The organism is Streptacidiphilus monticola, assembly GCF_042658505.1.
Taxonomy (GTDB): domain Bacteria; phylum Actinomycetota; class Actinomycetes; order Streptomycetales; family Streptomycetaceae; genus Streptacidiphilus; species Streptacidiphilus monticola.
Map to the genome: position 1 here is coordinate 128,276 of NZ_JBHSQJ010000084.1, position 19,654 is coordinate 147,929.

The window sequence follows — 19,654 nt, forward strand, 5'->3', positions numbered from 1 at the left end:
CCTGCCACACTAACCGAATGATCGGTCGGTTCACGAGGGGCGGTCGGCGGCCTTCTCCAGGAGCGCGGCGAGGGTTTCGAGCTCCGCCGGGGTGAGCCGGAAGAGCCCCTCCGGGGGCTGGGCGAGGATCTCCTGGGCCCGCAGGGCCATGGCCCGGCCGGTCTCGGTGAGGCTGACCAGCTTGCACCGACGGTCGTCCGGATCGGTGGTCCGCTCCACCAGGCCCCGCCGGACCAGGTCGTCGACGATCAGCGTGGTGTAGGGCTTGTCGGTGGCCAGCTTGGCCGCCAACTCGCTCATCCGCAGCGGACGCTGGACCAGTCGGCGCAGCGCCCGGCTGCGGGCGAAGCTGATGCCGGTGGCCTCGGCGACGCTGCGGCGGCGGTCGTTGTCCAGGATCAGCGCCTGCATCGCCGCGAGCGCGCGGGCAGCGGCGTCGCTGGCGTGCTGGTCATCGGCGGGCCGGGCGGGCTCGGCGTCGCCGGAGGGCCGGCCGTCGGGGGCCGGCCGGGGGCCGGCGTCGCCGGAGGGCCGGCCCTCGCGGGCCGATTGGAGGTCGGCGGCGGGCTGCCCCTCGCGCGGTGGTTCGGCGTGGGCTGCCTGCCGTGCGTCGCGCGCCTGCTGAGTGTCCGTCATGAGCTGCCGACCGCCGTCCGGGTGTCCTCGGTGGTGAACGCGGCCGCGGTGCGCTCGGCGGTCCGCCGGGCCGGGCGGCCGGTGGTGAGGATACCGAGCAGCAGGACGGTCAGCCCGCAGCCGGTGACGATCCACCAGCCGATGTGGCTGGCGGCGGCGAAGCCGCTGCGGAAGTCGCCCACCACGGCCGAGGTGACCACGGAGCCGATGACCGCGACGCCCAGCGACTGGCCGACCTGGCGGCTGGTGGAGGCCACCGCGGCCGCCACTCCGGCCTGGCTGCGCGGCATGCCGGAGACGGCGGTGTTCGTGATCGGCGCGTTGAGCAGCCCGAAGCCGATGCCGAACAGCGCGTAGGCGGTGAACAGCACGGCCGTGGAGGTGGTGGCGGACAGGCCGGTCAGCACGAGCCCGGACGCGGTGATGAAGACCCCCGCGGCCACCAGCGGCAGCCGCGGCCCCCGGGCGCCGACCAGCCGCCCGGACAGCGGCGAGAACAGCACGGTCATCGCCGCCATCGGCAGCGTGTAGAGGCCCGCCTTGGCGGCGCTGTAGCCCAGGACGTCCTGCAGGTAGAGGGTGTTGAGGAAGAGGAACCCGGCCAGCGCGGCGAAGCCGCTCACCGCGATCACGGTGGCTCCGGAGAAGGGCACGCTGCGGAAGAAGCGCAGCTCGATCAGCGGCTCCGGGCGACGCGACTCCACCAGCAGCAGGCCGACCAGGGAGGCCGCGGCCAGGGCGAAGCAGAGCATGGTCCGGGCCGAGATCCAGCCCGCACTCGGGGCCTCGATGATCCCGTAGGTGAGGGACGCCAGCAGGGCGATCACCAGCAGCTGACCGGCCGGGTCCACCCGGCGGGGGCGGGCGGCGCGGGACTCGGGGATGAAGCGTCCGGCGAGAACCAGCGCGGCCAGGCCGACCGGGATGTTGATCCAGAAGATCGAGGGCCAGCCGACCGCCCCCACGAGCAGGCCGCCGACCACCGGGCCGAGCGCCATGGAGAGGCCCACGGTGGCGCCCCAGACGCCGATGGCGCGAGCCCGCTCACGGGCGTCGGTGAAGGTGTTGGTGATGATCGACATCGCCACCGGGTTGAGCATCGAGCCGCCGACGGCCTGGACGGTCCGCGCGGCGATCAGCCAGCCGAGCCCCGGCGCGAGGCTGCACAGCAGCGAGCCGAGCGTGAACAGCGCGAGCCCGCACTGGAACACCCGCCGCCGCCCGAGCCGGTCCCCGGTGGACCCGGCCAGCATCAGCAGCGACGCCAGGACGACGGTGTAGGCGTCGATCACCCACTGCAGCCCGGAGACCGGCGCGTGCAGCTGGCGCTGGATGTCGGGGAGGGCCACGTTCACGATCGTGTTGTCGAGGCCCACGATGAACAGGCTCATACAGCAGATCGCCAGGACCAGGAACCGCCTCCTGGCTGTCAGCTCCGGCACGGCCGCCTCCCCGATGATTCAGTGACTACAACAGTTTCAACTATACAACTAATGCCAGGGCTGCGATACTCGTGCGCATGGTCGAACAGACGCGGGCGCGGCGGGACAGCTACACCGTGGACTCGCTGCTGGCGGTGACGGTCCGGGTCTTCAACGACCGCGGCTACGACGGCACGTCGATGGAGGACCTGTCGAAGGCCGCGGGGATCTCCAAGTCCTCGATCTACCACCACGTGCGCGGCAAGGAGGAACTGCTGCGCCTCGCGGTCGGCCGCGCCCTGGACGGCCTGTTCGCGATCCTCGACGAGACCGCGGCGTCGGAGGGCCCGGCGGTGGCGCGGCTGGAACACGTCATCCGCCGGATGACCGAGGTGCTGATCGCCGAACTCCCGTACGTGACGCTGCTGTTGCGCGTCCGTGGAAACACCCGCACCGAGCAGTGGGCGCTGGCGCGCCGCCGGGAGTTCGACCACCGCGTGGCCGAGATCGTCGCGGCCGCGGAGAAGGACGGCGACCTCCGCCCCGACATCGAGCCCCGGCTGGCCACCCGGCTGCTCTTCGGGATGGTCAACTCCCTGGTCGAGTGGTACCGCCCCGACAAGGACGGCGACCCCGCCCAGGTCATCGACGCCCTGACCCACCTCGCCTTCGACGGTCTCCGCGCCCACGCTCCGCGCGGATAGCCGGAAAGCCCTCGTCCGGGAGGCGGGTCGCCAGCCCACGGCCCTCGCTCCCGGGGCGGCGCCGAGCCAGGCGCGGCGGCACCGCTTTGCGCACGACCGAACCGCGACGGCCCCGCTGGTGGGCGCCGGCCGCCCTGCGGGCGCGAAGCGCCGCGCGCAGCGGGGCCGGCTCGGCGCTCACTCCCCGGCGTGGGAGGCGACGTCCGTTTCCTCGAAGACCAGGAGCGTCTGCGTGCTCAGCACGCCGGGGACGGACTGAATGCGCGTCAGCACCAGCTCCCGCAGGGCCCGGTTGTCCCGGGTGTGCACGAGCATCAGCACGTCGAAGTCACCGCCCACCAGGGCCACATGGGCCACTCCGGGCAGCGCGACCAGCGCGTCCTTCACCTCGCGCCACGAGTTCTGGACGATCTTCAGCGTGACGTACGCCGACGCCCCCTGCCCCGCCCGCTCGTGGTCGACCCGGGCCGTGAATCCGCGGATCACCCCGTCGTCGACCATGCGCGCGATGCGCGCGTAGGCGTTGGCGCGGGAGATGTGCACCTGCTCCGCCACCGCGCGGATCGACGCCCGGCCGTCCTGCCGGAGCAGGCGCAGGATCGCCTGGTCCACCCGGTCCAGCGCCCGCTGCACCGGCTCGTGACCTGTACCTGCCGCAGCCCCGGCCATCTGTTCAGCCGCCATGACCCCCTGCCCTCCCTCAGTGGACGAGCTGACACCACTTCACCGCCAACCGAGCCGTTTGTCCACCATGCCCGCGCACCCATAGCCAGTTCGATCAACAGACCGAACAATCGGTAGGGAGGACGCACCACGCCCGCGACCGGTCACCCCCCACCCTGGAGGTGCCTTCCATGACCCTGCTCGAACAGCCAGGACAGCAGTCCGCCGTCTGGCCGCCCGAGGCCCACGGGCCCCGGCGCGACCCCGCGCCCCTGCTGCCCGACCCGGAGCCGTTCCGGCTCCTCGGCACCGCCGCGGAGGCGCAGCTCGCCGCCAAGGACGGCGAGACGCTGCTCGACCTCTACCGCAGGCTCGTCCTCGGTCGCCGCTACAACCAGCAGGCCACCGCCCTCACCAAGCAGGGCCGCCTGGCCGTCTACCCGTCCTCCACCGGCCAGGAGGCCTGCGAGATCGCCGCCGCGCTGGCGCTGCGACCCACCGACTGGCTCTTCCCCAGCTACCGGGACACGCTCGCCGTCGTCTCCCGCGGCGTCGACCCCGTGGAAGCGCTGACCCTGTTGCGCGGCAACGCGCACAGCGGCTACGACCCGCACGCCTGGCGCACCGCGCCACTGTCCACCCCGCTCGCCACGCAGGCCCCGCACGCCGTCGGCCTCGCACATGCCGCGCGGCTTAGGGGAGATGACGTCGTGTCACTCGCGATGGTCGGCGACGGCGGCACCAGCGAGGGCGACTTCCACGAGGCTCTGAACTTCGCGGGCGTGCTCAACGCGCCTGTGGTCTTCCTGGTGCAGAACAACGGCTACGCCATCTCCGTCCCGCTGGCCAAGCAGTCCGCCGCGCCGACCATCGCCCACAAGGCGGTCGGCTACGGCATCCAGGGCCGCCTGGTGGACGGCAACGACGCCGCCGCCGTGCATGCCGTGCTCACCGAGGCCGTCGCGCACGCCCGCGCGGGGCACGGGCCGGTGCTGGTCGAGGCGATCACCTACCGCCTCGACGCGCACACCAACGCCGACGACGCCGGGCGTTACCGCACCCCCGAAGAGGTCGAGCACTGGCGCGAGCGCGATCCGCTGCCGCTGCTGGAGCGGTCCCTGCGCGCCCACGGGCTGCTGGACGACGCCACAGCCGCCCGCTTCACCGAGGAAGCCGAGGAGTTCGCCGCACGGATGCGCGCGATGTTTCACGTGGAACCAGAACTCGACCCGCTCAGCCTCTTCGCCCACGTCTACGCCGAGCCCACCCCGCAACTGCGTGAGCAGGCCGCCCAGCTGCGCGCCGAGATCGAGGCGGAGGCCGGCGCGTGAGCACCAGCACCCTCGCTCCCCAGACCTCCGCGACCATGGCGCAGGCGCTGAACTCCGCGCTGCGCGACGCCATGCGTGACGACCCGTCAGTCCATGTGCTGGGCGAGGACGTCGGCACCCTGGGCGGCGTCTTCCGGATCACCGACGGCCTGGCGGCCGAATTCGGCGCGGACCGCTGCCTGGACACCCCGCTGGCCGAGGCCGGCATCCTCGGCACCGCCGTCGGCATGGCGATGTACGGCCTGCGCCCCGTCGTGGAAATGCAGTTCGACGCCTTCGCCTACCCCGCGTTCGAGCAACTGGTCTCGCACGTCGCCAAGATGCGCAACCGCACGGCGGGCAGGCTGCCGCTGCCGCTGACCATCCGCATCCCCTACGGCGGCGGCATCGGCGGCGTGGAGCACCACAGCGACTCCTCCGAGAGCTACTACGCGCACACCCCGGGCCTGCACGTGGTCACGCCCGCCACGGTGGCGGACGCCTACGGCCTGCTGCGCGCCTCCATCGCCTCGGACGACCCGGTCGTCTTCCTGGAGCCCAAGCGGCTCTACTGGTCCAAGGCGGAGTGGTCCGCGGCCGCCCCGGCCCCCGTACCGCCGCTGGGCCGTGCGGCCGTTCTGCGGCCCGGCACCTCGGCCACGCTGATCACCTACGGGCCGTCCGTTCCGGTCTGCCTGGAGGCCGCTGAGGCGGCCCGTGAGGACGGGCTGGACGTGGGCGTGGTGGACCTGCGCACGCTGGTCCCCTTCGACGACGAGACCGTCTGCGCCGCTGTCCGCGCGACGGGCCGTGCCGTGGTGGTCCACGAGTCCTCGGGCTTCGCCGGGATGGGCGCGGAGATCGCGGCCCGGGTGACCGAACGCTGCTTCCACCACCTGGCCGCGCCCGTGCTGCGGGTCAGCGGCTTCGACATCCCCTACCCGCCGCCGATGCTGGAGCGGCACCATCTGCCCGGAGTCGACCGCATCCTCGACGCCGTGGCCCGACTCCAGTGGGAGCAGTGATGCCGACGGTGCGCACCTTCGCCCTGCCGGACCTCGGCGAGGGGCTGACGTCGGCCGAGATCGTCCGCTGGCTGGTCGCCGTCGGCGACCATGTGTCGGTCGATCAGCCCGTCGTCGAGGTGGAGACCGCCAAGGCGGTCGTCGAGGTCCCCTGCCCCTACGCCGGCGTGGTCACCACCCTGGCCGCGGACGCGGGCACGGAACTCCCGGTCGGCGCCCCGCTGATCACGGTGGCGGTGGCCGCGACTCAGGACGGCGAGCCCCCGGCCCCGGCGACGGGGGAGGGTTCGGGCAACGTCCTGGTCGGCTACGGCACGAGCGGCCACACGACGACCCGGCGCCGTCGGGTCACCACCCAGCCGCCGGCCGCCGCCCCAGCCGGTGCCGCAGGGGCTCCGGCGGGCGCCGCAGCCACCCCGACCGCGCCGACGGCCGACACGGTCGCCTCCGTCGGAGCGGTGGCGGTGATCTCGCCGCTGGTGCGCCGTCTCGCCAAGGAGCACGGAGTCGACCTGCGCACGGTCACCGGCACCGGCCCCGACGGGCTGATCCTGCGCGCGGACGTGCAGCGAGCCATCGAAGGCACGGCAGCAACTGCCGGAACTTCCGGGTCCGAGGCCGGGGTCACCCCGCTGCGCGGGGGCGCACGGCTGGCCGCGGAGAAGTTCAGCCGCAGTCGGCGGGAGATCCCCGACGTCACCGTCTGGGTCGACGCGGACGCCACCGAGCTGCTCGCCGCGAAGGCGGCGTCGGGCCTGCCCCTGCTCGCCCTGCTGGCGCGGATGTGCGTCGCCGCGCTGCGCAAGTACCCGCAGTTGAACAGCAGTGTGGTGACCGACGCGGAGGGCCGGGCCACGGGCGTCCGGCAGCACGCCTCGATCGGGCTGGGCTTCGCCGCGCAGACCCCGCAGGGGCTGGTCGTTCCCGTGGTGCGGGAGGCGCAGTCCCTGACGACCGAACAGCTTGCCGAGGAGCTCGCCCGGTTGACCCAGGCGGCCCGGGAGGGCTCACTGAGCCCGGCGGACCTGACCGGCGGGACCTTCACCCTGAACAACTACGGCATCTTCGGCGTGGACGGCTCGACGCCGATCATCAACCACCCCGAGACGTCGATGGTGGGTGTCGGCCGGATCGCCCCGAAGCCCTGGGTGGTACCGGGGACGACGGACCTGGCGGTCCGTCAGGTCACCCAGCTGTCCTTCACCTTCGACCACAGGGTGTGCGACGGCGCGGTGGCGGCGGGGTTCCTCCGCATGGTCGCTGACGCAGTGGAAAGCCCCGCGAGCCTTCTGCGTTACGTCTGACGCTCACTTGCAGGGACCGTGAGGGGCGCGAGGATCCCCCAGCCTTCGGGCGGGAGGTGCCCCCCGGCGCGAGAAACCCACCACCCGCGGAGGTTCGTCCCGCACAGGGGCCGGACCTCCGTGGGTGGTGGGTTTCTCGCCCGTTCCTCGCGCCCCTCAGGGCAACGTGCGAGTGAACCGGAACAGGCCTTCGGTCTCGCCGTCGCGGACGAAGCCCGCGCGGGTGAGCACCGCCTGGGAGGGGAGGTTGGTGGGTTCCGTGTGGGCCTGGACCACCCGCACCACCGCGTGCGTGAAGGCGTAGGCCACCAAAAGCCGTGCCGTCTCCGTGGCATAGCCCTTGCCCCGGGCGCCCGGAGCCAGGTCGTAGCCGATCTCGACCACACCGTCCGTCGGCGGGCCGTGGAAGCCCGCGCCGCCCAGGGCCAGGCCGTCCTCGCGGCGGAGGATCACCCACGCGCCCCACTCGGGCTGGTACAGCCCCCGCTCGTACGCGCGCACCAGCGCGCCGCTCGCGTCCCGGGTCCCGTCGTACGGGCCGCCCTCGGCCCAGCGGAAGCCTCCGTCGCCGCCGACGCCGTGCACCAGCTCCGCCGCGATCAGCGGCGTGATCGGGCTGAGCTCCACGCGGTCCGTGACCAGCAGGCCGGTGTCCTTCACTGCGCGTTCCCCCTGTTCCGTTCCCCCGCCGTCCTCCGAGCCGCGCTCAGAGGACGAAGGGCGCTCCGTTCTCACTGACCAGCGGACGGCCGGCCGCCTCCCAGGCGAACATGCCGCCGTCCACGTTGACCGCCTCGCGTCCCTGCGCGACGAGGTACTGCACCACCTGGGCCGAGCGGCCGCCGACCCGGCAGAGCACGTACAACGGCTCCGCCTCGGGCAGTTCGCCCAGGCGCGCGACGACCTCGCCGATCGGGATGTGCAACGCGCCCTCCACGTGGCCCGCGTCCCACTCGTCCTGCTCGCGCACGTCCAGCAGCGGGCCTTCGGCGGGGACGGCGGCAGCGGCCACGGTCGGAACTGCGGCAGGGAACATCGGTCAACTCCGTAGACGAGGTGTCAGGGCCGACTGCCATTCTGCCCCGACCGGCCCCACTGCCGTCCCGTGCAGGGGTCGTCCGGTGCGGGGACCGCTCAGGCCTCCGCCAGCACCCGGGCCAGCTCCGCCTCGCGCTCGGCCACCGTGGCCAGCAGCTGCTCGGCCAGTACCTCCAGCAGCGCGTCGGGGTCCTCGGGCAGCAGCATCAGCAGCTGGCCCATCGGACTCTCCGTCAGTTCCGCGCGCAGCGCCTCCAGTCGGCGCAGCCGGGCGGAGAGGCGCTCCAGCCGACTGCGCAGCCACTCGGCGCGTTCGACCGAGCCGGGCTCCGGGGCCGTCTCCGCCCCGGCCCCCGCCGCCCACTCGTCCGCCAGCCGCTGCAGGCCGGACAGGTCACCGCGCGCGTAGGCGGCGTTGACCCGGGCGATGAACGCGCCGCGGCGCTCCACCTCGTCCGGGTCCTGGGCCAGATCGGGGTGGGCCCGCCGGGCGAGCTCGCGGTAGAGCCGCTGCGACTCGCGGTCGGGGCGGATCCGCTCGGGCGCCTGCGGCACCGGCTCGGACTCGGCCTCCGCCTCGGCCACCAGCTGCTCCAGCTCGGGGTCCAGCACCGCACGGGCCTGGACCGCGCGGCGGATGTCCGCCGGGTCGCCGGTCCGGGCGGCGACCGCCTCCGCGATCAGCGCGTCGAGTTCGTCGAGGCGGACGTACATCGGACCGAGGCGCTGATGGTGCAGGTGGGCGAAGTTGTCCAGCTCGACACGCAGGGTCTCGACGGCCACCTCGGCGTCGACCAGGGCGGTCTCGGCCTCCGCCAGCTTCTCGGTGAGCCGCTGCTCCTCGGGGTCCACCCAGCGGACCGTCCGGGCGGGGCCGTCGGCAGTCATGAGAACCTCACTGCTCGTTGTTTGACACTTTGGAGGGATCTGGCCAGCCCCGTCACCCTACTTGCCCCGCGGACGGCAGGAAGGGCGCACACTAGGGCGTGCGCTCGGGCGCGCACCACGGGACACGGCGAAAGTTGGCGATTACCGGCCTGCGCCCGCGTGTTCCGTGCTTGCCTTGAGGGGCGCATGAGCATGCGCCGACCACGGAATAAAGAGACTTACGACAGCAGGTGACGCGGACCGGCCGACCGCAGCGGGGACAGCACGACAGGAAAGGGTGAGCATGGCGGAGGAGACCTTTGCGACGTCCCGCCCGGCGCAGGGGGCGCCGTCGGGGGTCGTGGCCCTGGTCCGCCTGGCCGCCCTCATGGTGGACGCCGACGGCAGGCTGACGCACTGGAACCACGCGGCCGAGGAGATCTTCGGCCACCGCCGGGACGACGTGCTCGACCGTTCCACCGGCGGTCTGCTGCCGCTGGCCCGTACCGCCGACTCCGCCGGGGCACGCGAGGGCCAGATCGGCGACGCGCTGGACCACCTGGACGACCTCACAGCCTACGAACCGGCCTGGAGCGGGGAGTTGGCGGTGCTGGGCCGCGACAGCCGTCCGGTGGAGATGCTGGCCTGGGCCTACCGCCTGGTCGAGCCCACCGGCCAGGGCCTGCTGGTGCTCGCCGCGGACGGCCGGGAGCTGCGCGAGGCGGGCCTGCGGATCGCCCTGGGCGAGGGCGAGTTGCCCTTCGCCAGCGCGGGCACCCCGCTCGCCGGGGTGCAGGCGGTGCTGCTGCCCGCCGAGGGCCGGGAGCAGACGGAGTTGACGGTGCGTCGGTTCTCCCCGATGCTGCCGCGCTTCGGCCCGGACCGCCGTTCCCGGCTGCTGACCCAGTTGGCCGCCGGGCAGGTCCCGGGTCTGCAGTTCGCGGACGGCACCCGGCTCCCGGTGGCCCCGCTGCTGCTGGGCGAGGCCGAGACCGCCGCCCGGACGGTGCGGCAGCGATCCCGGCGGCGGCGCGCCCCGGCCCTGCTGCCCACCCCGCGGCTGACCGCGGTCCCCGGCGAGGAGCAGTCCGGCCGTCTGGTGCACCGTCAGGATGCGGGCCCGGCAGGGCCGTTCTCCGGCTCGGCCTCGCGCGCCGCGCTGACTCTGCCCTCGCTGGAGCCCGATCCGGTGGCGCCGCCGGACGTGCAGCTGCGGCTGCTGAGCGACGTCGGCGCACGCATCGGCACCACGCTGGACCTGGACCAGACCGTGCGCGAGCTGTGCGACGTGGTCGTCCCCGGCATCGCCGACCTGGCCTCGGTGGAGCTGCGCGAGCGGCTGCTGACCGACGCCGACCTGCCCGTCGAACGCCAGGGCGAGGCCGGCCAACTGCGCCGGATGGCCGTGGCGTTCGGCCCCTCGCTGGAGCTGTGGCGGCATCTGGTGCCGGTGGGCGCGCTGCTCTCCCTGGACCCGGAGAGCCCGTCCGGCATGGCGCTGCGCCGCAACGAGCCGATCAAGACCAACCGGCTGGACGCGGAGACGGCGGCGCTGTGCGCGGCCGGCCGGGGCGGTCCCGCCCTGCAGGAACTGTTCGAGGGCCGCTCGCTGCTGGTGCTGCCGTTGGCCGCCCGGGGCACCGTCCTCGGCCTGCTCACGCTGCTGCGCGACCCGGAGCGGCCCCCCTTCAGCGGGGCGGACGCCGCCTATCTCCGGGAGCTGGCCGCCCGCGCGGCCCTGTCCATCGACAACGCCCGGCTGCACGGAGCCGCCGCGCGCACCGCGCTGACGCTGCAGCGCAGCATGCTGCCGAACCGCCCGCCCCGCGTGCCGGGTGTCCAGATCGCGCACCGCTACCTGCCCGGCGACCGCCGGGCGGAGGTCGGCGGCGACTGGTTCGACGCGGTGCAACTGCCGGGCAGCCGCGTCGCGTTGGTAGTGGGCGACGTGATGGGCCACGGCCTGCACTCGGCCGCGGCCATGGGCCGGTTCCGCACCGCGATGCAGACACTGGCCGCCCTCGACCTGCCACCGGGTCAGATCCTGCGGCATCTGGACAACCTTTCCCAGCGCCTCGGCGACGACCATCTGGCCACCTGCCTCTACGCCGTCTACGACCCGGTGGCCCGCACCTGCACCCTGGCCAGCGCCGGCCACGTGCCCCCGGTGCTGGTCCACCCCGACGGCCGCGGGGAGCTGCTGGACATCCCCTCCGGCGCCCCGATCGGCGTGGGCGGCGTCCCCTTCGCGGCCACCGAGATCAAGGTGACCGACGGCAGCATGCTGGTGCTGTGCACCGACGGCCTGGTCGAGATGCGCGGCGGCGACATAGGGGACGGCCTGGCCGCCCTCTGCGGCGACATCGTCGACCCGCGGCAGAGTCCGGACGAGGTCTGCGACACCGTCCTGGAGCGGCTGCACACCGAGGACCGCAACGACGACCTGGCCCTGCTGATCGCCCGCTTCGACGGCATCCCGCCGCAGGACGTCATCTCCTGGTCACTGGCGCTCGACGAGACCGAGGTCCGCCGCTCGCGCGCCCTGGTCGAGGACCAGCTGCGCCACTGGGAGCTGGACGAACTGTCGGAGACGGCCCAGCTGCTCGTCTCCGAGCTGGTGACCAACGCGCTGCGGGTGGCCAAGGGCAGCGTCGAACTGCAGTTGATGCGGGTCGGCAAGCTGCTGGTCGAGGTCAGCGACGACGACCACAACCTGCCCTCACTCGAGCCCTCCGAGCTGCTGGACGAGGAGGGCCGCGGCCTCGGCCTGGTCAGCCAGCTCTCGGCGCGCTGGGGCACCAGCCGCAAGGCGGTCGGCAAGGTCGTCTGGTTCGAGCTGCCGCTGCCGCCGTCACGGGTGTGACCAAGCGGGGGTTTGGTTGTAAACTGCAACCATGACGACCCCGGCGGTCCGGCACCGCAACGCGAGCATCGACAGCATCCAGCGGGAGCTGACCGCCTTCTCCCGCCGCGCCCGGGCCATGGCGGCGCGCATCCACCCCGGCCTGACCCTGGTCAGCTACGCCATCCTGGAGCACCTGCGCGACAGCGGCGGCTGCCGCGGAACCGACCTGGCGACGCACTTCCTGCTCGACAAGTCCACGGTCAGCCGCCAGGTGGCCAGCCTGGAGAAGCTCGGCCTGATCAGCCGCAGCCCCGACCCCGAGGACCAGCGCGGCCAGATCCTGCACCCCAGCGAGCAGGGCGCCGCGCTGCTCCGCGACGTCCAGGAGCAGCGCCGCCAGGCCTTCCTGCAGCGCCTCGCCGCCTGGACCGACGAGGACATCGACCACTTCGCCCGACTCCTGGAGCGGTACAACTCGGAAGTGCCCGACCGCGCCTAACGTGGGGTCATGTCGAAGCAGAGCAAACTGCCCAAGAAGGCCTACGAGGCGGAACTGCTGCGCCTGCAGGGTGAGTTGGTCGCCATGCAGGAATGGGTGAGAGCGACCGGCGCCCGGGTCGTCGTGGTCTTCGAGGGCCGGGACGCGGCCGGCAAGGGCGGGGCCATCAAACGGGTCACCGAGTACCTCAACCCCCGCGTCGCCCGGATCGCCGCCCTGCCCGCGCCCAGTGAGCGCGAACGCGGCCAGTGGTACTTCCAGCGCTACATCCAGCACCTGCCGGCGGCCGGGGAGATCGTCCTGTTCGACCGCAGCTGGTACAACCGCGCCGGGGTGGAGCGGGTCATGGGGTTCTGCACCCAGGACGAGTACCACCGCTTCCTGCACCAGTGCCCGATCTTCGAGCGGATGCTGGTGGAGGACGGCATCCTGCTGCACAAGTACTGGTTCTCCGTCAGCGACACCGAGCAGGAGCGCCGCTTCCGCTCGCGGCGCGACGACCCGCTGCGCCGCTGGAAGCTGTCGCCGATGGACCTGGAGTCGATCACGCGCTGGGAGGACTACTCCCGCGCCAAGGACGAGATGTTCGTCCACACCGACATCCCGGAAGCCCGCTGGAACGTCGTGGAGAGCGAGGACAAGAGGCGGGCCCGGATCAACATGATCGCGCACCTGCTCTCGGTGATCCCCTACCACCACATGCCCGCCCCCGCCCTGGAGTTCCCCGAGCGGCCGCCCTCCCGCGGCTACGAGCGCCCGCCCCGGGACGAGCAGCACTACGTCCCCGACCACGCGGCCGACCTGACGGTATGAGCGCGACCCGGGCCGGGGGGATCCGCCTGCCTGGTCGGCCTCCGGTGGACGGCGAACCGAACTGGGCCGCAGCCCCGGCGCCTGCCGCACCCGCGCGGTCGGAGCCCTGCCGCAAGGGAGCCGGTCGGGCGGCGGCGTTCACGCCGGAGGCGGGGCCACTCCAGCGGGCCACTCCCGATCGCGGGACCGGCCGACCCGTGCTTACGGTCGAAGGGCATGATCATCGCCCGAAAGGCCACGCCATGAACGTTCGTGCCATCCTCGCGGAGTTCCTGGGGACCCTGCTGCTGGTCCTGTTCGCCGTGGGCTCCGCGGTCCTCTCCGGGGAGTTCATCCAGACCGTCGGCATCGCGCTGGCCTTCGGCCTGGTCCTGGTCGCGCTCTGCTACGCCATCGGCCCGATCTCCGGCTGCCACGTCAACCCGGCGGTGACCCTCGGGGCGCTGCTGGCGAAGCGGATCGACCCGGTCAACGCCGTGGGCTACTGGATCGCCCAGTTCGCCGGCGGCATCGCCGGAGCCGCGATCCTCTACGGCATCGCCAAGAGCGTCCCCGGGCTGGAGACCCACGGGAAGTTCGGCACGAACGGCTACGGCAGCCGCTCGGCCGTGCACATCAGCCAGGGGGGCGCCTTCGCCGCCGAGGTCGTGCTGACCTTCCTGCTGGTCTTCGTGGTGCTCGCGGTCACCCACCGGATGGCGACCGCGCCGCTCGCCGGTCTCGGCATCGGCCTGTCGCTGACGGTGATCCACCTGGTCGGCATCCCGCTCACGGGCACCTCGGTCAACCCGGCCCGCTCACTGGGCCCCGCCCTGTTCGCCGGCGACGGAGCCCTGTCCCAGCTGTGGCTCTTCATCGTCGCCCCGCTGGTGGGCGGCGTGCTCGCGGCGGTCGTCCACCTGGTGCTGTACCCGCAGCCGGCCGTCGAGATCGTCGTCGCCGAGGAGCTCGCCCCAGCCGTGGACTGAGGTGCGCGACCCCATGCAAAAAACTAAGCCTGGTGAGGAAACTCACCANCGGAGTTTCGCTGTGCGCGAGGGGGGAGTTGAACCCCCACGCCCTTTCGGGCACTGGAACCTGAATCCAGCGCGTCTGCCTATTCCGCCACCCGCGCATCTGGGTGATGCCGTGGACTCTACCGAAGTTCTCCCGAGGACTTCAAACCGGTGGTTCCCGGCCTGCCGACCCCCGCGTTTCCTGCGGTTTCGCCTTCCGACGAGAAGAACAGTAGCACGTCGCAAGGGGTGTGCTCGAATCCCTTCCGGCCGCCCCCGCGGCCACGCGCTGAACGGGTGAGCGGCCGGAGCGCGGGGGTGGCCGCCACGGCTCCGGGGTACGACTTCGGCGGGGTCGGCCGGAGGAACCGCACGGCCGCCCCGGGCGTAGATACGATCAGTAGGCCAGAGACGGCCCCGCGACCGAGCGGGGCGGGACGACACCCGGGAAGGGGGTGCACCGTGGGAGCCCTGAAGAAGTTCGAGCAGCGCCTCGAGGGCTTGGTCAACGGCGCCTTCGCCAAGGTGTTCAAGTCCGAGGTCCAGCCGGTGGAGATCGCCGGGGCGCTGCAGCGCGAGTGCGACAACAACGCGAGCATCTGGAACCGGGACCGGACCGTCGTCCCCAACGACTTCATCGTCGAGCTCAGCCCGCACGACCACGAGCGGCTGAGCCCCTACTCGGCGCAGCTCGGCGGCGAGCTGGCCGGGATGGTGCGCGAGTACGCGCAGGCCCAGCGGTACTCCTTCATGGGTCCGCTCAAGGTGCAACTCGAGCGCGCGGACGACCTGGACACCGGCCTGTACCGGGTGCGCAGCCGGATCGAGGCCGCCGAGCCCCCGCAGCAGCAGGCACCGCCGGCGTACCAGCAGCCGCCCTACGGCGGTCGGCAGGCACAGGCCTGGCAGCCGCCGCAGGTGCCGCCGATGCCGGCCGCCCCGCCGCCGGCCGTGCCGCCGCCCACCGCGCCCGCCTTCCCCGCGGTGCAGCCGCCCGCGCCGTACCAGCAGCCGACCCAGGACAACGTCCGCCCGTTCCCCGGCACGCCGGGGGCGGCGGCCGGGGGAAGGCGCTGGCTGGAGGTCAACGGGCAGCCGCACCAACTGGACCGGCCCGTGGTGGTGCTGGGCCGCTCGACGGACGCGGACATCCGCATCGACGACCCCGGTGTCTCCCGCCGGCATGCCGAGATCCGCACCGGCACGCCGTCGATGGTGCTCGACCTCGGCTCCACCAACGGCATCGTGGTGGACGGGCAGCACACCCAGCGCGCTACGCTCCGCGACGGCTCACGGATCGTCGTGGGCAGCACCACCATCGTCTACCGGCAAACCGAAGGGTGATCGGCGCCCCATGACTGACCTGACCCTGACGGTCATGCGGCTCGGCTTCCTGGCCGTGCTGTGGCTGTTCGTCATCGTCGCGGTGCAGGTGATCCGCTCCGACCTGTTCGGCACCCGGGTGGCCCGCCGTACCGCGACCGCCCAGACGGGGCGTCAGCAGCCGCCCGCGCAGCGGCAGCAGACGGCCCGTCAGGCCCCGCCGCGGCGCGGAGCCGCCGCCGGGCCGACGCAACTGGTGATCACCCAGGGCTCGCTGGCCGGCACCACGGTGGCGCTGCAGGGCCAGACGATCAGCCTGGGCCGGGCCCACGACTCCACCATCGTGCTGGACGACGACTACGCCTCGTCCCGGCACGCGCGGATCTTCCAGGACCAGTCCGGCCAGTGGTACGTCGAGGACCTGAACTCGACCAACGGCACCTTCCTCGGCAACCAGCGCCTCACCGCGCCGACGCCGCTCCAGCCCGGTGCGCCCATCCGCATCGGCCGGACCGTCATCGAGCTGCGGAAGTAGCCGCCGCCGATGACACAGCCGCCCTTGGGAACCGACCTGCCGCGCCCCCGGCGGGCGCGCGCACCGTACGATGCATCAACGCACGCTGCACCGGGGCATCGCGCAGGGCACCGAGGGAAGGGGGCGCACGGCACATGAGCCTCGTGCTGCGCTTCGCCGCCGGTTCGCACAAGGGCATGATCCGGGAGGGGAACGAGGACTCCGGCTACGCCGGGCCGCGGCTGCTGGCTGTGGCCGACGGCATGGGCGGCCAGGCGGCCGGAGAGGTCGCCTCCTCGGAGGTGCTGTCCACCATCGTGTCCCTGGACGAGCAGCCGGCCGACGCCGACCCGCTGGGCGCCCTGCAGCAGGCCGCCGAGCGCGCCAACGAGCGGCTGCGGCTGCTGATCCAGGAGGACCCGAGCCTGGAGGGCATGGGCACCACGCTCACCGCCCTGCTCTGGACCGGCGAGCGGGCCGGGCTGATCCATATCGGCGACTCGCGCGCCTACCTGCTGCGTGACGGCGTGCTCTCCCAGATCACCCAGGACCACACCTGGGTGCAGCGGCTGGTGGACGAGGGCCGGATCACCGAGGAGGAGGCCTCGACCCACCCCCAGCGCTCGCTGATCATGCGCGCGCTGATGGGCACTGGCGAGGTCGAGTCCGACCTGTCGGTCCGCGAGGTCCGCGCGGGCGACCGCTACCTGCTCTGTTCCGACGGCCTCTCTGGGGTGGTCTCGCACCAGACCCTGGAGGAGACCCTCGGCAGCTACTACGCCCCCGAGCAGACCGTGGGCGAGCTGATCCAGCTGGCGCTGCGCGGCGGCGGCCCGGACAACATCACCTGCGTGGTGGCCGACGTCCTGGACGTGCCGGAACAGGACCTGACGGCGGGTCACCTGGCCGACACCCCGGTCGTGGTGGGCGCGGTCGCCGACGGACCGCCCACCGTCGCGCACCATGTGGTGCACAACACCCCGGCCTCCCGGGCCGCTTCGCTGGGCCGTCCGCAGCCCGCCGGCCCGGAGGAGGCCCAGGACGAGTGGGAGTCCTGGGACGAGTACGAGCCCGAGGAGGGCGGCCGCCGGGCCCGGCGCAAGGCCGCCAGGAAGCGCGGCAAGCTGGCCCCCGCCCTGGTGGCGCTGGTGGTCCTCGCGGTCCTGGGCGGCGGCGCCTACGCCGGCTACCAGTGGACCCAGAGCCAGTACTACGTCGGCGCCAACGGCGACCACGTGGCCATCTACAAGGGCATCCCGCAGAACCTGGCCGGGATCGGGCTGAACCAGGTCTACCAGGACCAGCCGCAGGTCGCGCTGAAGTACCTGCCGCAGTTCCAGCAGACCCAGGTGAAGAACACCATCAGCGCGAGCAGCCTGGGCCAGGCCCAGAGCACCGTCAGCGGGCTGCAGCAGCAGGCGGACGTCTGCCGGCTGGTCGCCTCGCTGCCCAAGCAGCAGGCGAGCAGCCCCACGCCGAAGTCGTCCGGCTCCCCCGCGCCGTCGGCGTCCTCGTCGGCGTCGGCGCACCCCTCGACCTCGCCCACGCCGGCCGTCGGCGCCACGCTGACCGCACAGCAGCGCCAGCTGGCGCAGCAGTGCCCGAGCAGCTGACCGCTCATCAGGTGCAGGTACGATCCGGGAGTCCGCGGAACCGGTGCCGCGGCACCGGGCGTCGTGAGTCCGGGGGCAGGGCAGTCAGTCGGGGCAGGAGAGGACCGAGCGCGTGAACAAACCGATCCGACGGGTCTCGGTGTTCTGCCTGATCCTGGTGCTGGCCCTGATGGTCCGGGCCAACTGGGTGCAGGGCATCCAGGCCAACGCGCTCAACGACAACAAGCACAACCAGCGCAAGGTCATCGAGGCGTACAGCTTCCCGCGCGGCGACATCATCGTCGGCTCCAAGGCCGTCACCAAGGACCTGCTGGTCAACGGCAACTACTACAAGTACCGCCGGGCCTACACCGACGGTCCGCTGTACGCGCCGGTGACCGGCTTCTCCTCGCAGGCCTACGGCAGCACGCTGCTGGAGAACGTCGAGGACCCGATCCTGTCCGGGACGGACTCGCGGCTGTTCATCCGCAACACGCTGGACAAGCTGACCGGGAAGCCGAAGCAGGGCGGCGACGTGGTCACCACGATCGACCCCAAGGTGCAGCAGGCGGCCTGGAACGGGCTGAAGAACGTGCAGAAGGGCGCGGCCGTCGCGATCGACCCGTCCACCGGCGCGATCCTGGCCCTGGTCAGCTACCCGTCCTACGACCCGAGCCAGATCGCCGGCGTGACCAGCGAGTTCACGGACAAGTGGAAGGCGCTGCAGGCCGACAAGAACCAGCCGATGCTCAACCGGGCGCTGCGCCAGACCTACCAGCCAGGTTCGACCTTCAAGCTGATCACCGCCGCGGCCGCGCTGGAGACCGGAGCGGTCACCGACATCAACGCCGGTACCGACACCCCGGACAACTACATCCTCCCCGGCACCAGCACCCCGCTGCACAACGAGGCCGGTGACCAGTGCGCCGGCGTCTCGCTCAACGAGGCGCTGCGGGTGTCCTGCAACACGGTGCTCGGCAAACTGGCCGACAAGATCGGCAACGCGCGGATGGCCGAGGAGGCCAAGAAGTTCGGCTTCAACACCTCCGACCTGGAGATCCCGGTCGGGGTGACCCGGAGCAACTTCGACACCGGTGTCAACCGCTCGCAGAACGTGCTCTCCTCGATCGGCCAGTTCGACACCCAGGCCACGCCGCTGCAGATGGCCATGGTCGCCGCGGCGATCGAGAACAACGGCACCCTGATGAAGCCGTACCTGGTCTCCCAGCTGCGCGCCCCCAACACGCAGGCGATCCAGACCACCACGCCGACGCAGCTCTCCCAGGCGACCACCCCGGAGGTGGCCGCCCAGCTGAAGACGATGATGGTCAACGTCGTCCAGAACGGAACCGGAACCACCGCGCAGATCCCGGGCGTCACCGTCGGCGGTAAGACCGGCACCGCCCAGCACGGTGTCAACAACAGCGAGAACCCCTACGCCTGGTTCGTGTCCTGGGCCGAGGCGGGGGACAAGAAGGTGGCGGTCGCGGTGGTCGTCGAGTCCAGTGACACCTCGCGCAGCGAGATCTCCGGTATGCGGCTGGCCGCGCCGATCGCCAAGAACATGATGAAGGCCGCCCTGGGCAAGTGAGCCGGAGCGCGGGCACGTGAGCTTGCTCTCGTCGGTGCGCCGCCTTGACGCCTCCGGGCTGGGCAGACGCATACCGGTCTGGTCTCAAGTGGGCGGGCGGCTCCGGATCGGCCACCGCGCCCGGTAGCGTATCCGCCAGCAGCGGTCTGTCCGTGTACCGGTAGTACCCCGGGAGCGGATCTTCGGGCCGGAGAGGGAGAGGGCTGGAACCATGGAAGAACCGCGTCGCCTCGGCGGGCGGTACGAGCTGGGCGGCGTCCTCGGACGCGGTGGTATGGCCGAGGTCTACATCGGCCACGACATCCGGCTCGGTCGCGCCGTCGCCGTGAAGACGCTGCGGGCCGACATGGCCCGCGACCCGTCGTTCCAGGCCCGGTTCCGCCGCGAGGCGCAGTCCGCGGCCTCGCTGAACCACCCCGCGATCGTCGCCGTCTACGACACCGGCGAGGACTACATCGACGGGATCTCCATTCCGTACATCGTGATGGAGTACGTCGAGGGCTCCACCCTGCGC

Annotated in this window: 19 protein-coding genes and 1 tRNA gene; 13 read left to right on the forward strand and 7 right to left on the reverse strand. The window is 72.5% G+C overall.

Features of this window, described 5'->3' with window-relative positions:
- Positions 1–30 precede the first annotated feature (30 nt).
- Both ACFP3V_RS21185 and ACFP3V_RS21190 read right to left on the reverse strand, forming a co-directional pair.
- Complete coding sequence (locus tag ACFP3V_RS21185) at positions 31–636, reverse strand: MarR family winged helix-turn-helix transcriptional regulator (RefSeq protein ID WP_380585744.1); 606 nt, start codon at positions 634–636, stop codon at positions 31–33.
- Positions 633–2,078 (reverse strand): MFS transporter, encoded by a 1,446-nt coding sequence (locus tag ACFP3V_RS21190; RefSeq protein ID WP_380585746.1) that lies wholly within the window; start codon positions 2,076–2,078, stop codon positions 633–635. The genes ACFP3V_RS21185 and ACFP3V_RS21190 overlap by 4 nt, the downstream gene beginning before the upstream one ends.
- Positions 2,079–2,155: 77 nt before the next feature.
- Between ACFP3V_RS21190 and ACFP3V_RS21195 the strand changes: the two genes are divergently transcribed.
- Positions 2,156–2,761 (forward strand): TetR/AcrR family transcriptional regulator, encoded by a 606-nt coding sequence (locus ACFP3V_RS21195; RefSeq protein ID WP_380585748.1) that lies wholly within the window; start codon positions 2,156–2,158, stop codon positions 2,759–2,761.
- Positions 2,762–2,938: 177 nt separating this feature from the next.
- Here ACFP3V_RS21195 and ACFP3V_RS21200 read toward each other — a convergent pair whose 3' ends face one another.
- Complete coding sequence (locus ACFP3V_RS21200) at positions 2,939–3,445, reverse strand: Lrp/AsnC family transcriptional regulator (protein WP_380585750.1); 507 nt, start codon at positions 3,443–3,445, stop codon at positions 2,939–2,941.
- A 170-nt stretch (positions 3,446–3,615) separates the two neighbouring features.
- On the opposite strand from ACFP3V_RS21200, the gene pdhA reads away from it, so the two are divergent.
- Genes pdhA through ACFP3V_RS21215 form a run of 3 tightly spaced genes read left to right on the forward strand, consistent with a single transcriptional unit; the run spans position 3,616 to position 7,063 of the window.
- A complete protein-coding gene (pdhA, locus tag ACFP3V_RS21205; protein WP_380585752.1) occupies positions 3,616–4,755 on the forward strand; it encodes a pyruvate dehydrogenase (acetyl-transferring) E1 component subunit alpha in 1,140 nt (379 codons plus the stop codon).
- 35 nt (positions 4,756–4,790) lie between these two features.
- Positions 4,791–5,759, forward strand: coding sequence for an alpha-ketoacid dehydrogenase subunit beta (locus tag ACFP3V_RS21210; protein WP_380585787.1), 969 nt, complete (start codon positions 4,791–4,793; stop codon positions 5,757–5,759).
- Complete coding sequence (locus ACFP3V_RS21215) at positions 5,759–7,063, forward strand: dihydrolipoamide acetyltransferase family protein (protein ID WP_380585754.1); 1,305 nt, start codon at positions 5,759–5,761, stop codon at positions 7,061–7,063. The genes ACFP3V_RS21210 and ACFP3V_RS21215 overlap by 1 nt, the downstream gene beginning before the upstream one ends.
- A gap of 156 nt (positions 7,064–7,219) precedes the next feature.
- On the opposite strand, the gene ACFP3V_RS21220 is transcribed toward ACFP3V_RS21215, so the two are convergent.
- From ACFP3V_RS21220 to ACFP3V_RS21230, 3 genes are all read right to left on the reverse strand, one after another.
- On the reverse strand, positions 7,220–7,723 hold the full coding sequence (locus tag ACFP3V_RS21220; RefSeq protein ID WP_380585756.1) for a GNAT family N-acetyltransferase: 504 nt from the start codon (positions 7,721–7,723) through the stop codon (positions 7,220–7,222).
- Positions 7,724–7,769: 46 nt separating this feature from the next.
- Positions 7,770–8,099: a rhodanese-like domain-containing protein gene (locus tag ACFP3V_RS21225; RefSeq protein ID WP_380585758.1), complete on the reverse strand. Its 330-nt coding sequence runs from the start codon at positions 8,097–8,099 to the stop codon at positions 7,770–7,772.
- Positions 8,100–8,197: 98 nt separating this feature from the next.
- A complete protein-coding gene (locus tag ACFP3V_RS21230) occupies positions 8,198–8,989 on the reverse strand; it encodes a hypothetical protein (protein ID WP_380585760.1) in 792 nt (263 codons plus the stop codon).
- A 283-nt stretch (positions 8,990–9,272) separates the two neighbouring features.
- Here ACFP3V_RS21230 and ACFP3V_RS21235 point away from each other — a divergent pair, with 283 nt between their 5' ends.
- From ACFP3V_RS21235 to ACFP3V_RS21250, 4 genes are all read left to right on the forward strand, one after another.
- Positions 9,273–11,831, forward strand: a complete 2,559-nt coding sequence (locus ACFP3V_RS21235) for an ATP-binding SpoIIE family protein phosphatase (protein ID WP_380585762.1) — start codon at positions 9,273–9,275, stop codon at positions 11,829–11,831.
- Between the two features lie 31 nt (positions 11,832–11,862).
- Positions 11,863–12,312, forward strand: a complete 450-nt coding sequence (locus tag ACFP3V_RS21240; RefSeq protein ID WP_380585764.1) for a MarR family winged helix-turn-helix transcriptional regulator — start codon at positions 11,863–11,865, stop codon at positions 12,310–12,312.
- 9 nt (positions 12,313–12,321) lie between these two features.
- Entirely contained in the window at positions 12,322–13,125 is an 804-nt protein-coding gene (gene ppk2, locus ACFP3V_RS21245) for a polyphosphate kinase 2 (protein WP_380585766.1), read from the forward strand.
- Positions 13,126–13,367: 242 nt separating this feature from the next.
- Complete coding sequence (locus ACFP3V_RS21250; RefSeq protein WP_380585768.1) at positions 13,368–14,093, forward strand: MIP family channel protein; 726 nt, start codon at positions 13,368–13,370, stop codon at positions 14,091–14,093.
- A 62-nt stretch (positions 14,094–14,155) separates the two neighbouring features.
- Here the strand turns inward: ACFP3V_RS21250 and ACFP3V_RS21255 are convergent.
- A tRNA-Leu gene (locus ACFP3V_RS21255) sits at positions 14,156–14,239 on the reverse strand.
- 343 nt (positions 14,240–14,582) lie between these two features.
- Between ACFP3V_RS21255 and ACFP3V_RS21260 the strand changes: the two genes are divergently transcribed.
- From ACFP3V_RS21260 to ACFP3V_RS21280, 5 genes are all read left to right on the forward strand, one after another.
- Complete coding sequence (locus tag ACFP3V_RS21260; protein ID WP_380585769.1) at positions 14,583–15,464, forward strand: FhaA domain-containing protein; 882 nt, start codon at positions 14,583–14,585, stop codon at positions 15,462–15,464.
- Between the two features lie 10 nt (positions 15,465–15,474).
- Positions 15,475–15,978 carry an FHA domain-containing protein FhaB/FipA gene (locus tag ACFP3V_RS21265; RefSeq protein WP_380585771.1) on the forward strand — a complete coding sequence of 168 codons (504 nt, stop codon included), beginning with the start codon at positions 15,475–15,477 and terminating at the stop codon, positions 15,976–15,978.
- A gap of 134 nt (positions 15,979–16,112) precedes the next feature.
- Positions 16,113–17,570 (forward strand): PP2C family protein-serine/threonine phosphatase, encoded by a 1,458-nt coding sequence (locus ACFP3V_RS21270; protein WP_380585773.1) that lies wholly within the window; start codon positions 16,113–16,115, stop codon positions 17,568–17,570.
- A 112-nt stretch (positions 17,571–17,682) separates the two neighbouring features.
- Positions 17,683–19,140: a penicillin-binding transpeptidase domain-containing protein gene (locus tag ACFP3V_RS21275; RefSeq protein ID WP_380585775.1), complete on the forward strand. Its 1,458-nt coding sequence runs from the start codon at positions 17,683–17,685 to the stop codon at positions 19,138–19,140.
- A gap of 211 nt (positions 19,141–19,351) precedes the next feature.
- Positions 19,352–19,654: protein kinase domain-containing protein (locus tag ACFP3V_RS21280; RefSeq protein WP_380585777.1), on the forward strand; the 303-nt coding region annotated here is incomplete at its 3' end.

Bases quoted from the DNA above. Each gene is read 5' to 3' on its own strand.
- ACFP3V_RS21185 (WP_380585744.1), bottom strand. From the start codon at position 636: ATGACGGACACTCAGCAGGCGCGCGACGCACGGCAGGCAGCCCACGCC.
- ACFP3V_RS21195 (WP_380585748.1), top strand. From the start codon at position 2,156: ATGGTCGAACAGACGCGGGCGCGGCGGGACAGCTACACCGTGGACTCG.
- ACFP3V_RS21200 (WP_380585750.1), bottom strand. From the start codon at position 3,445: ATGGCGGCTGAACAGATGGCCGGGGCTGCGGCAGGTACAGGTCACGAG.
- pdhA (WP_380585752.1), top strand. From the start codon at position 3,616: ATGACCCTGCTCGAACAGCCAGGACAGCAGTCCGCCGTCTGGCCGCCC.
- ACFP3V_RS21210 (WP_380585787.1), top strand. From the start codon at position 4,791: ATGGCGCAGGCGCTGAACTCCGCGCTGCGCGACGCCATGCGTGACGAC.
- ACFP3V_RS21215 (WP_380585754.1), top strand. From the start codon at position 5,759: ATGCCGACGGTGCGCACCTTCGCCCTGCCGGACCTCGGCGAGGGGCTG.
- ACFP3V_RS21225 (WP_380585758.1), bottom strand. From the start codon at position 8,099: ATGTTCCCTGCCGCAGTTCCGACCGTGGCCGCTGCCGCCGTCCCCGCC.
- ACFP3V_RS21230 (WP_380585760.1), bottom strand. From the start codon at position 8,989: ATGACTGCCGACGGCCCCGCCCGGACGGTCCGCTGGGTGGACCCCGAG.
- ACFP3V_RS21235 (WP_380585762.1), top strand. From the start codon at position 9,273: ATGGCGGAGGAGACCTTTGCGACGTCCCGCCCGGCGCAGGGGGCGCCG.
- ACFP3V_RS21240 (WP_380585764.1), top strand. From the start codon at position 11,863: ATGACGACCCCGGCGGTCCGGCACCGCAACGCGAGCATCGACAGCATC.
- ppk2 (WP_380585766.1), top strand. From the start codon at position 12,322: ATGTCGAAGCAGAGCAAACTGCCCAAGAAGGCCTACGAGGCGGAACTG.
- ACFP3V_RS21250 (WP_380585768.1), top strand. From the start codon at position 13,368: ATGAACGTTCGTGCCATCCTCGCGGAGTTCCTGGGGACCCTGCTGCTG.
- ACFP3V_RS21265 (WP_380585771.1), top strand. From the start codon at position 15,475: ATGACTGACCTGACCCTGACGGTCATGCGGCTCGGCTTCCTGGCCGTG.
- ACFP3V_RS21270 (WP_380585773.1), top strand. From the start codon at position 16,113: ATGAGCCTCGTGCTGCGCTTCGCCGCCGGTTCGCACAAGGGCATGATC.